A 12,664-nucleotide genomic window follows, 5' to 3' on the forward strand; every position below is an offset into this window, starting at 1 on the left:
GCTCACGGCGTCGTCCCGGGCAGGACCGAGCGGACGTACGGGCCGCGGTCGCGCAGGTCGGCGGCCGCGTCGGCGGTCACGTCGAACAGCGGCCCGGCCACCACGGTCAGCCCCAGACCGAACACCACGAGGGCGACCGTCGCGCCGACCATCAGCGCCGGCAGGCGTACGGCCGGCTCGGTGGTGGCCAGCCGCGGCGCCCGCCAGAAGGCGATGTTCCACACCCGGGAGGCGACGTAGAGGGTGAGCAGGCTGGTCAGCGCCCCGGCCGCGACGAGCGCCCCGGGCAGCGGGCCACCGGCGGCGACGCCGGCCTGGAGGAGACCGAGCTTGCCGAGGAACCCGGAGAACGGCGGCACTCCGGCGAGGTTCATGGCGGGTACGAAGAAGAGCACGCCGAGCAGCGGCGCCACCCGGGCCAGTCCGCCGAGGCGGCGCAGGTCGGTGCTGCCGGCCCGTTCCTCGACCAGGCCGGCGACCAGGAAGAGCGTGGTCTGGATGGTGATGTGGTGCACCACGTAGAAGATGGCGCCGGAGAGGCCGGCGACGGTGCCGACCGCCACCCCGAAGATCATGTAGCCGATGTGGCTGACCAGGGTGAACGAGAAGAGCCGCTTCATGTCGGACTGGGCGACCGCGCCGAGGATGCCCACCACCATGGTCAGCCCGGCGGCCACGAGCAGGAAGGCGTTGACTCGCCCGTCCGGGAAGAGCAGCGTCTCGGTCCGGATGATCGCGTACACGCCGACCTTGGTGAGCAGGCCGGCGAAGACCGCCGTGACCGGGGCCGGCGCGGTCGGGTAGCTGTCCGGCAGCCACGCCGACAGCGGGAACACCGCCGCCTTGATCGCGAAGGCCAGCAGCAGCATGAGCTGGAGGATCAGCCGTACGCCGGCGGGCAGCGCGTCGAGTCGCTGGGCGAGCTGGGCCATGTTGAGCGTGCCGGTGGCCGCGTACACCAGACCGACCGCGGTCAGGAACGTCATCGACGACAGGATGCTGACCACCACGTACGTCGAGCCGGTGCGGATCCGCGTCTGCGTGCCGCCGAGGGTGATCAGCACGAAACTCGCGGCGAGCAGGATCTCGAAGCCGACGAAGAGGTTGAACAGGTCACCGGCGAGGAAGGCGCTGGTGACGCCGGCGGTCAGCACCAAGTACGTCGGGTGGTAGATGGTCACCGGCGAGCTCTCGCCGGTGTCGCTCTGGCCCTGCCCGATGGCGTAGAGCAGCACGCAGAGGGTCACCGCCGAGGAGACCACCAGCATCAGCGCCGCCAACTGGTCGGCGACCAGCACGATGCCGACCGGTGCCGGCCACCCGCCGACCTGCACCACCACCGGCCCGTGCCGGTACGCCTGCACGAGCAGCGCCACCGCCACGCCGAGCGTGATGGCCAGGCAGATCACGCTGACCGTGCGTTGCAGGCCGGGCCACCGGGCCAGCAGCAGGGTCAGCGCGGCACCCAGCAGCGGCACCACCACCGGCAACGGCAGGAGCTGACTCACCGCGGCCCCTCCTCGCGTCCGGGCGGGCGGCGGCGCGCGGGTCCCGGGTCGACCTGCTCCGGGTCGGCGTCCGGGCCCTCGCCGCCGAGGTCGGCGGTGGCCGCCTCGTTGCGTTCGGCCTGGCGTACGACCTGGCGGTCCTCCAGGTCGTCGGGCACCTCGTCGTCGCCGGTGAGGTACCAGGCGCGGTAGCTCACCGCCAACAGGAACGCGGTCAGCCCGAACGTGATCACGATGGCGGTGAGCACCATCGCCTGCGGCAGTGCGTCGCTCAGGTCCCCGGTCGCGGCGGTGCCCACCACGGGTGCCGCCCCGGACCGGCCGCCCAGCAGGATGAGCAGGTTGACCCCGTTGCCGAGCAGGATGACGCCGAGCAGGATCCGGCTCAGGCTGCGCTCCAGCAGCAGCGTCACCCCGCAGCCGACCAGGACGCCGACGGCGACGACCACCGTCAGGGTCGGTCCCGCGGCGCCCCTCATGGGGCCACCTCTGTTCGCGACTGCGGGGCTCGCAAAATCGGCTCACTCCTCGCGCTCACGGCGCCTCCCGGGCCCGATCGACCGGCAGGGTGCGGTCGGGGCGTCCGGCGGCCTCGATGTGCCGGTCCACCTCGGCGCCGAGGCTGCGCAGGATGTCCAGCACCAGCCCGACCACCACCAGGTAGACCCCGACGTCGAAGATGAGCGACGTGACCAGGTAGAAGTCGCCGATGAGGGGCAGCGACACGTCGATCCTGGTGCTGGAGAGGACCGGCACGCCGAGGGCCAGCCCCACGACCCCGGTGCCGACCGAGATCGCCAGGCCGGCGCCGAGGACCGTGCCCGCGCCGACCGGGGCGGCCTCGGCCAGCTCGTACCGGCCGCCGGCGAGGTAGCGCACGGCCAGCGCGAGGCTCGCCACCAGGCCGCCGGCGAAGCCGCCGCCGGGTGCGTTGTGCCCGGAGAACAGCAGGAAGAGGGAGAAGACCACCACGGTGTGGAAGAGCAGGCGGGTGACGACCTCCAGCACGATCGAGCGCCGCCGCTCCTCCAGGCTCGACCCACCCCGCAGCCAGACCGGCCGGCCGGGCCGGTTCGCCGTGCTCGACGGCTCCGGTCGGCGGGGCCGGGGGCCGGTCCGGGAACGCTGGAAGATCAGGCTGGCCACGCCGGTCGCGGCGACCACCAGCACGGCCAGCTCCCCCATCGTGTCCCAGGCCCGGATGTCGACCAGGGTCACGTTGACCACGTTGCGGCCGTACCCCTGGTCGACCGCCAGCTCCGGGAACGCGTCGGAGATGGTGGGCGCGGACCGGGAGGCGGCAGCCGTCAGCGCCAGCCCGGCGGTGACGACCCCCACGGCGGCGCCGATCCCCCGGCGTACCCAGCGGCTGCGCCGGAACGGGCGGGCCGAGAAGCGTTCCGGGAGCCGCCGCAGCACGAGCACGAACACCGCGATCGTGGCCGTCTCCACGAGAAACTGGGTCAGCGCGAGGTCCGGCGCCCCGTACAGCACGAAGAGCATCGCGGTGCCGTACCCGGTCATCCCGACCAGCAGCATCGCGGTGAGCCGCCGCCGGGCGCCCACCGCGAGGAACGCCGCGACGGCGACCACCGCCACCACCACGACCTGCAACGGGGTGTCCCAGGGGGCGATCCGCTCCCGCCAGGGCTGGGTGGCCAGCAGCGCCGCGGCGGTCACCACCGAGAGGGTCACCAGGATGGTGCCGAGGTACTGCGGCAGCGAACCCCGCTGGGTGGCGCCGGTCACCTCGACGGCGAGCCGGTCGAAGCGGCGGGTCAGCCACTCGTACCCCTCGTTGCCGCTGACCGGCGCGCGGAGCCGGGCCAGCGCCGGGGCGAGCGGGCCGCGCAGCGCGAACAGCGCCGCGCCGCCGGCCAGGGCGAGAGCGGAGAGGCCCAGCGCGGGGCTGAGGCCGTGCCACAGCGCCAGGTGGTCGTCCACCGTGCCGAAGACCTCGGCGTACGGGCTGAGCAGGCCGTCCAGGGCTCCGGCGGCCGGACCGGCGACCAGCCCCGCCCCGGCGAGCACGGCCGGCGGTGTGAGCATCGCCGGGGCGATCCGCCCGACGTCGGTGGTGGGCACGCCGGGGCGGGTGGCGAACGCGCCCCAGACGAAGCGCGCGGTGTAGGCGACGGTCAACGCGGTGCCCGCCACCAGGCCGGCGACGACCACCGGGCGGTCGGTGAACGCGGCGAAGACCGCCTCCTTCGCCACGAAGCCGAGCAGGGGCGGCAGCCCGGCCATCGACGCGGCCGCGACCACCGCCACGGCGGCCAGCAGCGGGGCCCGCCGGCCCAGGCCGGACAGCTCCCGCAGGTCCCGGGTGCCGGCGTCGTGGTCGACGATGCCCACGACGAGGAACAGCGCCGCCTTGAACAGGGCGTGCGCCAGCAGCATGGCCACCCCGGCCAGCGCGGCGTCCGGGGTGCCCGCCCCGACCACCACGGCGAGCAGGCCGAGCTGGCTGACGGTGCCGTACGCCAGCAGGAGCTTGAGGTCGGTCTGCCGCAGCGCCGCCCAGCCGCCGACCAGCAGGCTGGCCAGGCCTGCGGCCGTCACCACCGGCCGCCACGGTCCCACCGTCGCGAGCGCCGGCGCGAGCAGCCCGAGCAGGTACACGCCGGCCTTGACCATGGCGGCGGCGTGCAGGTACGCGCTGACCGGTGTGGGCGCCGCCATCGCCACCGGCAGCCAGGACTGGAACGGCAGCACCGCCGACTTGGACAGCGCGCCGACCAGGATCAGCACGACCGCCGTGACGAGGTGGGCACCACCGGGCAGGGGTTGTTCCACGATCGCCGACCAGCGGTAGCTGCCGGCGTGTTCGCCGAGCATGATGAACCCGACCAGCATGGCCAGCCCGCCGAAGGTGGTGACGGTCAGCGCCTGGGCGGCCGCCCAGCGGCTGGAGCGCCGTTCGGTGCTGTGGCCGATCAGCAGGTACGAGAAGATCGTCGTGAGTTCCCAGCAGACGAAGAGCAGCAGCAGGTCGTCGGCGAGGACGAGGCCGAGCATCGCACCGGCGAACGCCACCAGCACCGCGGCGAAGCGGCCCAGCCCGAGCGAGCCGGGGTGGAAGTAGCGGGCGCTGTAGATCAGCACCAGGGCGCCGACACCGCCGACGAGCAGGGTCATCAGCCAGGACAGCGTCGTCATGCGGAACGCGAGGTCCAGGCCGAGCTGCCGGATCCACGGGTACGTCTCGACGACCGTCCCGCCGTCGCGTACGGCCGGCGTGCGGGCCACGGCCCAGCCGAACGCGGCGGCCGGGGCGAGAGCCAGCGGATAGCAGGCACGCGGCCCCCACCACCGGACGAACAGCGGCGCGACGAGGGCCGCCACGAGGTGGAGGATCAGCAGTACGAGCACCCGCACTCCCGGTCGAGTTGCGGCGACGCGCGCCGGAGACGGGCGGGCCGTGCCGCGCGAGCCGCCCGGTGGTGACGGCACCTAGGTGCGATCACACGCCAGTTCGCCGCCCGCCGAGGGCGTTTCGCGGTAATTGGGAGAAGACGTCGGGTGTTCGGTCAGGAGACGGCGGCGTCGGCGGGCAGCGTGGCCTCGCGGGCCGAACGCTCGCGGCGCACATCGACCAGCAGGTCGGGGCGGCCCAGTTGCAGGACGACCCGGTTGACCACGCGCTGGGCCGCCGCGAGCGACCGCACCGAGAGCAGCCGGCCCCGGCTCTCGCGCCGCAGGACGAAGAAGTGCACCGCGGCGCGCACCTGACCCCGGTCGGCGGCGCTGGCCTGCGCGGTGGAGACGACCAGCTCGCGCAGGGCGCGGGCGAGACCCTCGGCGAGCTCCAGGTCCGCACCGCTGAGGCCGGTGCGGAGTGCGGCGAGATGACCGTCGACCTTGCGGATGAGCACGTCGGTGCCGGGCTCGACACTCCGCTTCTCGACCGTCATCCGATCCCCTCCACCCCACGTTGCGAGTGAAGTTACTTTATGTTGTGCGCCGGAAGCAAGCAGTTAAGTGAGACTTAACGCGTTCATCGCCACATCCATCGCGTAACCGCCGGACCCGGACACAGGTCAGCGTTCGCCCGTCGGTGCGTGTCACACCGGCGAGGCAGGATGGAGGGCGTGACGGATGTGATGGCGGGCTTCGGTGCGGCCACCCGGGAGTGGTTCACCGCCGCCTTCGCCGCGCCCACGGCGGCGCAGACCGGGGCGTGGGGTTCGATCGCCGCCGGTCACAACGCCCTGGTGGTGGCACCGACCGGGTCCGGCAAGACGCTCGCCGCCTTCCTCTGGTCACTCGACCGGCTGGCCCGGGAGCCGGCGCCGGCCGAGCCCCGGCGGCGCTGCCGGGTCCTCTACGTCAGCCCGCTCAAGGCCCTCGCCGTCGACGTGGAGCGCAACCTGCGCACCCCGCTGATCGGCATCCGGCAGGCGGCCACCCGGCTGGGCGTCGCCCCACCGGAGATCACCGTCGGCATGCGCACCGGCGACACCCCCGCCGACGAACGGCGAGCGTTCGCCCGCACCCCGCCGGACATCCTCATCACCACCCCCGAGTCCCTGTTCCTGCTGCTCACCTCCGCAGCGCGGGACTCGCTGCGGGGCATCGAGACGGTGATCGTCGACGAGGTGCACGCGGTCGCCGGCACCAAGCGCGGCGCGCACCTCGCGCTCTCCCTGGAGCGTCTCGACGAGCTGCTGCCCGCCCCGGCACAGCGGATCGGTCTCTCCGCGACGGTCCGGCCGGTCGACGCATGCGCGCGGTTCCTGGGCGGCGCCCGGCCGGTCGACGTGGTGGCCCCGCCCACCGCCAAGACGATCGAGGTCAGCGTCCAGGTCCCGGTGGAGGACATGACCCGCCTCGACGAGCAGGAGCCGCCGGAGGACGACCTCGGCGGGTTGGGCCCCCGCCGGGCGTCGATCTGGCCCGCCGTCGAGGAGCGGGTCCTCTCGCTGATCCGGTCGCACCGCTCGACGATCGTCTTCACCAACTCACGGCGCTCGGCCGAACGCCTCTGCGCCCGGCTCAACGAGCTGGCCGCCGAGGAGATCGAGGCCGCCGCCGGTCCCGGCGGCAGCGGAGGCGGCCGGGACGGATCCGCGAGCGGGGCTCGGGGCGTACCCGGGGAGGCGTCGGACCGGGGCGGCCCGGCGGCCGGGGATGTCCCGGCCCGGGGCGCGGACGCCTGGGGTGGGCCGGTCGGGCCGGTCCGGGCCGGCCGGACGCCCGCCGAGATGATGGCGCAGGCGGGCGGGGCGGCCGGCGCGCCGCCGGTGATCGCCCGCGCCCATCACGGCAGCGTCTCCCGCGAGGAGCGCAAGCACATCGAGGAGGCGCTGAAGTCCGGGCAGCTGCCCGCCGTGGTCGCCACCTCCAGCCTGGAGCTGGGCATCGACATGGGCGCCGTCGACCTGGTGGTGCAGATCGAGGCCCCGCCCAGCGTGGCCGCCGGCCTGCAACGGGTCGGTCGGGCCGGGCACCAGGTCGGCGCGGTCTCCCGGGGCGTCGTCTTCCCCAAGCACCGGGGCGACCTGCTCTCCTGCACGGTCGTGGCGGAGCGGATGAGCGGCGGCGCCATCGAGGAGCTGCACTACCCGCGCAACCCCCTCGACGTGCTGGCCCAGCAGATCGTCGCCATGGTCGCGCTCGAGCCGTGGCGGATCGGCGACCTGGCCGTCCTGGTCCGGCGGGCCGCGCCCTTCGCCGAGCTGCCCGACTCGGCGCTGCACGCGGTGCTCGACATGCTCTCCGGGCGCTACCCGTCCACCGCCTTCGCCGAGCTGCGGCCCCGGCTGGTGTGGGACCGGGCCACCGACACCCTCACCGGCCGTCCCGGCGCGCAACGGCTGGCGGTCACCAGCGGCGGCACCATCCCCGACCGCGGGCTCTTCGGCGTCTTCCTGGCCGGCGCGGAGCGTGCCGCGCGGGTCGGCGAGCTGGACGAGGAGATGGTCTACGAGTCCCGGGTGGGTGACGTCTTCCTGCTCGGCTCCTCCTCCTGGCGCATCGAGGAGATCACACCGGACCGGGTGCTGGTCTCCCCCGCCCCCGGCCAGGCGGCGAAGATGCCGTTCTGGAAGGGCGACCAGCTCGGCCGGCCGGTGGAGCTGGGGCGGGCCATCGGTGCCCGGGTCCGTGCCCTGCTACGGCAGAGCGACGCCGACGCGGTCGCCGCGCTGCGCGCGGGCGGGCTGGACGACTGGGCGGCCGGCAACCTGATGGCGTACCTGCGCGAGCAGAAGGCCGCCACCCGGTCGCTCCCCGACGACCGCACGGTCGTGGTGGAGCGGTTCCGCGACGAGCTGGGCGACTGGCGGCTCGCCGTGCACAGCGTCCTCGGCGCCCGGGTCAACGGGCCGTGGGCCCTGGCGATCGGCCGGAGGCTCGCCGAGCGGTACGGGGTGGACGCCCAGGTGATGCCCTCCGACGACGGGATCGTGGTGCGGCTGCCGGACACCGCCGACGAGCCGCCCGGCGCGGACGTGGTGATCTTCGAGCCCGACGAGATCGCCCAGCTGGTGGAGGAGTCGGTCGGCACGTCCGCGCTGTTCGCGTCCCGGTTCCGGGAGTGCGCCGCCCGGTCGTTGCTGCTGCCCCGCCGCGACCCGCGCCGCCGCCAGCCGCTGTGGCAGCAGCGCCAACGCGCCGCACAGCTGCTCGACGTCGCCCGCGAGTACGCCGACTTCCCGGTCACCCTGGAGGCCGCCCGGGAGTGCCTCCAGGACGTCTTCGACCAGCCCGCCCTGGCCGCGCTGATGCGCGACCTGGCCGCCCGCAAGGTGCGGCTGGTCGAGGTGGAGAGCGAGCGCCCCTCACCGTTCGCCCGGTCCCTGCTGTTCGGCTACGTGGGCGCGTTCCTCTACGAGGGGGACGCTCCCCTCGCCGAGCGGCGCGCCGCCGCCCTCGCACTGGACTCGGCCCTACTCGGCGAGCTGCTCGGCCGGGTCGACCTGCGCGAGCTGCTGGACCCGGCCGTGCTCGCCGAGACCGAACGGCAGCTGCGCTGGCGCACCGACCAGCGCCGCCCCCGCGACGCCGAGGACGTGGTCGAGCTGCTCCGGGTGGTCGGCGACCTCAGCGCCGACGAGCTGGCCGAGCGCGGCGCCCCCGCCGAGTGGCTGACCGGGCTGGAGGCCGCCCGCCGGGTCCTACGGATCCGGATCGCCGGCCAGGACCGCTGGGTCGTCGTGGAGGACGCGGCCCGGCTGCGGGACGCCCTGGGGGTGGCCCTGCCGGTCGGGATCGCCGAGGCGTACCTGGCCCCGGTGGCCGATCCCCTCGGCGATCTGGTCGCCCGGTACGCCCGCACCCACGGCCCGTTCGCGGCCACCACCTGCGCGGCCCGCTTCGGGCTCGGCGTGTTCGTCGTGGAGCATGCGCTGCGCCGGCTCGCCGCGACCGGCCGGGTCGTCTCCGGCGAGTTCGCTCCGGACACCGTGGGCACCCAGTGGTGCGACGCCGAGGTGCTGCGCCTGCTCCGCCGGCGGTCCCTGGCCGCGCTGCGCCGGGAGATCGAGCCGGTGCCGCCGCGCGCGCTGGCCGCGTTCCTGCCCCGCTGGCAGCAGGTCGGCTCCTCGGCGCGCGGTGTGGAGGCCGTCGCCGCAGCCGTCGAGCAGTTGCAGGGCGCGGCGGTGCCGGCGTCCGCACTGGAACGTCTCGTGCTGCCGGGCCGGGTCGCCGACTACTCCCCCGCCCAGCTCGACGAGCTGTGCGCCAGCGGCGAGGTGTTCTGGGCCGGCTCGGGGGCGATCTCCGGCGGCGACGGCTGGGTCACCCTGGCGTACGCGGACACCGCGCCGCTGCTGCTGCCCCCGACCGACGACGCGCTGACCCTCACCCCGCTGCACGAGGCGGTGCTGGAGGCGCTCGGCGAGGGGCAGGCGCTGTTCTTCCGGCCGCTGGCCGACCGGGTCGGCTCGACCGACGACGCCGCGTTGACCAGCGCCGTCTGGGACCTGGTCTGGGCCGGTCACCTCACCAACGACACCCTCGCCCCGTTGCGCGCGGTGCTGGGCGGCGGTGGGGCGCACCGGTCCCGTCCGACCGCCCCGCGTACCCGCTACCGGCGGCCCGGCCGGGTGGCCCTGCCGAGCCGCAGCGGCCCCCCGACGGTCGCCGGCCGCTGGTCACGCCTGCCGGAGCGGGACACCGACCCCACCCGCCGGGCCGCGGCTCTCGCCGACGTGCTGCTGGAACGGCACGGCGTGGTGACCCGGGGCGCGGTCATGGCCGAGCAGGTCACCGGCGGCTTCGCCGCGGTCTACCCGGTGCTGTCCGCCCTGGAGGAACGCGGCGCCGCCCGCCGGGGCTACTTCGTGGAGGGTCTGGGCGCGGCCCAGTTCGCGGTGCCCGGGGCGGTCGACCGGATCCGGGCGCTCGCCGAGCCCGCCGACGGGGGACGGGGCCGGGGCGGGCCCACACTGGTGCTCGCCGCCACCGACCCGGCCAACCCGTACGGCGCCGCACTGCCCTGGCCGGAGCGGGTCGTCGACTCCGGAGACGGCGCGGCACCGGCGACCGGGCACCGGGCGGGCCGCAAGGCCGGCGCCCTGGTGGTGCTGGTCGCGGGTGACCTGGTGCTGTACGTCGAGCGGGGCGGTCGGACGATCCTGTCCTTCACCGACGACACCGACGCCCTGGCCGCGGCCGGCAAGGCCCTCGCCGACGCCGTCCACTCCGGAGCGTTGGGCGCGATGTCGGTCGAGCGGGCCGACGGCGAGGCGGTGCACTCGTCGCCGCTGCGCGACGCGCTGACCGCCGCCGGCTTCCGGGCCACGCCGCGCGGGCTGCGCCTGCGCGGGTGACCGGCTCGCTGCGGTGCTCCACGGACGCCTAGCGTGTGACGCATGGCGCCGACCCCCTGGATCTCGCTGACCACCGACTACGGGCTGGCCGACGGTTTCGTGGCCGCCTGCCACGGGATGATCGCCCGCCTCGCGCCGACGGCGCGGGTGATCGACGTGACGCACCTGGTCCCGGCGGCGGACGTACGCCGGGGCGCGACCGTGCTCGCGCAGACCGTGCCGTACCTGCCCGCCGGGGTGCACGTCGCGGTCGTCGACCCGGGCGTGGGCACCGAGCGGCGCGGGGTCGTCCTCGACACGCCGGACGGGCTGCTGGTCGGGCCGGACAACGGGCTGTTGCTCGACGCGGCGGCGGCGCTGGGTGGGATCCGGGTGGCGGTCGAGCTGGCCAACCCGGAGTGGTTCGCCCCACGGGTGTCCGCCACGTTCCACGGGCGGGACGTGTTCGCACCGGTGGCCGCCCGGCTGGCGCTGGGCGCGCCGCTGACCGGGGCGGGCCCGACCGTGGACCCGGGCAGCCTGGTGCGGACGCCGGCGCCGGTGGTCCGGCCGTCGGCGGACGGGTTCACCGCCGAGGTGCTCACTGTGGACCACTTCGGCAACGTGCAGCTCGCCGCCCCGGCCACCCTGCTGGACCCGCTGCCGCACCGGGTGCGGGTCGCCGACCGGCCGGCGGTACGCGGGCGGACGTTCGGCGACGCCGCACCGGGCGCCCTGGTGGTGCATTCGGACTCGGCCGGACTGGTGGCGGTCGCGGTGAACCGGGGCCGGGCGGTGGACGTGCTGGACGTGTCGCCCGGCGATCTGGTGCGGGTGGTGGCCGGCTGATCCCTTCGGACCGGGGGTTGAAACGGTGCGGCTCCCGGACCCGCAACCCCCGACGAACTGTGGAATGCTGCCGGGGTGGGTGAGCGATGGGTTCCGGTGCCCTGTCCCTGCTGCGGCGCGCGGACCGGGGGTGGCACGTGTCCGGTGTGCTTCTGGACCGACGACGGCCAGGGCGACACCGATGCCGACGTGGTACGCGACGGCCCGAACGGTGACCTCAGCCTGACCCACGCCCGCCTCAACTTCGCGGTCTACGGCGCGAGCCACCCCCGCTACCAGGACATGGTCCGCCCGGCCCGCCCCGACGAGCGCGTCTGACGCGGTCAGCAGACCGGCACCGTGCCGCCGTACACCGCCGAGATGTACGCGTGGCTGACGAACTGTCCGGTGGCGAGCCGGTTCCAACGGCTGGTCGTCCGGTACGGGCCGGCGACGGTCTGCCCGATCACGTAGCACTGGATCGGCACGTGCGCGTACCGGGCGGCGAGCCCGCGGGTCGCGTACGCGGTGCTGGCGCCGGTGCGGATGTTCAGGGGGCCGTCGCCGACCACGCCGCGCGGGCCCGCACCGGTCCACAGGTACGCCACGTCGACCCAGGCGTTGTCGGTGAGCCGCAACCCGTCCCAGAAGGTGCCGTCGGCGAGGTCGATGCCCGCCGGGTTGAGCACGGTCCGGCCGAACTGGTCCCTCCCGCCGTTGTAGCCGTACTGGTAGGCCGCCTGCGCCTCGGGCCGGCCCTGCGGCAGGTCCTTCCAGTTCTCCCGGACGGCGCTGATGTTCCAGTAGTCGTCCCGGGTGTTCCAGGGGCCGACGTCCCAGACCGGGGCGTACTCGCACCGGCTGCCGGTGGTGGTGCAGACCCGTACCGTGTAGTCGCCGGTGTTGAGCGGCGCCAGGCCGCGCCGGGACGGCAGCGCCACGAAGTGGTCGCGCGGCACGATGGTGTGCCCGTTGGCCGTCAGCTCGCCGACCAGACCGACCCGGGTGGCGTACACCCGGTACACCAGGCCGGGCGTGGCGCCGGAGACGGCGGTGGGTGCGACGGCGGCGCTGTCGGCGGTGAGGCGTACGGCGCGTACCTGCGCGGTGGCCCCGACGGCGGCGGTGAGCACCACGCGGAGCTGGACCCGGGTGACCGGCCGGTCGAAGACGGCGCCGGTCGTGGCCGTCCGCCACTCGGTCCAGCCGGTGGCCTGCCAACCGCGTACCTGGGTCTCCACGGTGGCGCCGTCCGGTACGCGGGCCGTGACCTCGGCGCGGACCCGGGTGGCGGGCCGGGCGAGGCGGTACGGGGAGGCGACGAACAGTCCCTCGGCCACCGCGCTGTGCGGGCTGCGCCCCGCGGGGGTCGGCGCGGGCCGGAGATCGGCCAGACGGAGCCCGGCACGGGTGTGGCGGACGTTGACGTCGTCGGCGTCGACGACGGAGAGATCGGTGGTCCACCGGTCGACACCGGCGGGGGCGGCCGAGGCGGGCGCGGCGAGTGGGAGCAGGGCGAGGGCGAGGACGGCGGCGAGGACGGCGGGGCGAACAGGTCGTCCGGTACGACTCATG

General features: G+C 75.1%; 8 protein-coding genes. 3 read left to right on the forward strand and 5 right to left on the reverse strand.

Annotation, left to right across the window (positions count from 1 at the left end):
- Positions 1-2 precede the first annotated feature (2 nt).
- From ACIBR0_RS08865 to ACIBR0_RS08880, 4 genes are all read right to left on the reverse strand, one after another.
- Positions 3-1,508: a Na+/H+ antiporter subunit D gene (locus ACIBR0_RS08865; protein ID WP_396713651.1), complete on the reverse strand. Its 1,506-nt coding sequence runs from the start codon at positions 1,506-1,508 to the stop codon at positions 3-5.
- Positions 1,505-1,987 (reverse strand): Na(+)/H(+) antiporter subunit C, encoded by a 483-nt coding sequence (locus ACIBR0_RS08870; protein WP_396713653.1) that lies wholly within the window; start codon positions 1,985-1,987, stop codon positions 1,505-1,507. The genes ACIBR0_RS08865 and ACIBR0_RS08870 overlap by 4 nt, the downstream gene beginning before the upstream one ends.
- A 55-nt stretch (positions 1,988-2,042) precedes the next feature.
- Entirely contained in the window at positions 2,043-4,880 is a 2,838-nt protein-coding gene (locus ACIBR0_RS08875) for a Na+/H+ antiporter subunit A (protein WP_396713655.1), read from the reverse strand.
- Between the two features lie 158 nt (positions 4,881-5,038).
- Complete coding sequence (locus tag ACIBR0_RS08880; protein WP_396713657.1) at positions 5,039-5,422, reverse strand: hypothetical protein; 384 nt, start codon at positions 5,420-5,422, stop codon at positions 5,039-5,041.
- Positions 5,423-5,590: 168 nt separating this feature from the next.
- Between ACIBR0_RS08880 and ACIBR0_RS08885 the strand changes: the two genes are divergently transcribed.
- The 3 genes from ACIBR0_RS08885 (at position 5,591) to ACIBR0_RS08895 (ending at position 11,428) form a co-directional block, all read left to right on the forward strand.
- Positions 5,591-10,282, forward strand: a complete 4,692-nt coding sequence (locus ACIBR0_RS08885; protein WP_396713659.1) for a DEAD/DEAH box helicase — start codon at positions 5,591-5,593, stop codon at positions 10,280-10,282.
- 42 nt (positions 10,283-10,324) lie between these two features.
- Complete coding sequence (locus ACIBR0_RS08890; RefSeq protein ID WP_396713660.1) at positions 10,325-11,110, forward strand: S-adenosyl-l-methionine hydroxide adenosyltransferase family protein; 786 nt, start codon at positions 10,325-10,327, stop codon at positions 11,108-11,110.
- Positions 11,111-11,206: 96 nt separating this feature from the next.
- The gene (locus tag ACIBR0_RS08895; protein WP_396713827.1) at positions 11,207-11,428 is read left to right on the forward strand and encodes a CPCC family cysteine-rich protein; all 222 of its coding nucleotides are present in this window, start codon (positions 11,207-11,209) and stop codon (positions 11,426-11,428) included.
- A 5-nt stretch (positions 11,429-11,433) separates the two neighbouring features.
- Here the strand turns inward: ACIBR0_RS08895 and ACIBR0_RS08900 are convergent, their stop codons facing one another.
- Complete coding sequence (locus tag ACIBR0_RS08900; protein ID WP_396713662.1) at positions 11,434-12,663, reverse strand: hypothetical protein; 1,230 nt, start codon at positions 12,661-12,663, stop codon at positions 11,434-11,436.
- Between the last annotated feature and the right edge of the window lies 1 nt (position 12,664).

The organism is Micromonospora sp. NPDC049497, assembly GCF_044465805.1.
Lineage (GTDB): Bacteria > Actinomycetota > Actinomycetes > Mycobacteriales > Micromonosporaceae > Micromonospora.

Bases quoted from the DNA above. Each gene is read 5' to 3' on its own strand.
- ACIBR0_RS08870 (WP_396713653.1), bottom strand. From the start codon at position 1,987: ATGAGGGGCGCCGCGGGACCGACCCTGACGGTGGTCGTCGCCGTCGGC.
- ACIBR0_RS08880 (WP_396713657.1), bottom strand. From the start codon at position 5,422: ATGACGGTCGAGAAGCGGAGTGTCGAGCCCGGCACCGACGTGCTCATC.
- ACIBR0_RS08885 (WP_396713659.1), top strand. From the start codon at position 5,591: ATGGAGGGCGTGACGGATGTGATGGCGGGCTTCGGTGCGGCCACCCGG.
- ACIBR0_RS08890 (WP_396713660.1), top strand. From the start codon at position 10,325: ATGGCGCCGACCCCCTGGATCTCGCTGACCACCGACTACGGGCTGGCC.
- ACIBR0_RS08900 (WP_396713662.1), bottom strand. From the start codon at position 12,663: ATGAGTCGTACCGGACGACCTGTTCGCCCCGCCGTCCTCGCCGCCGTC.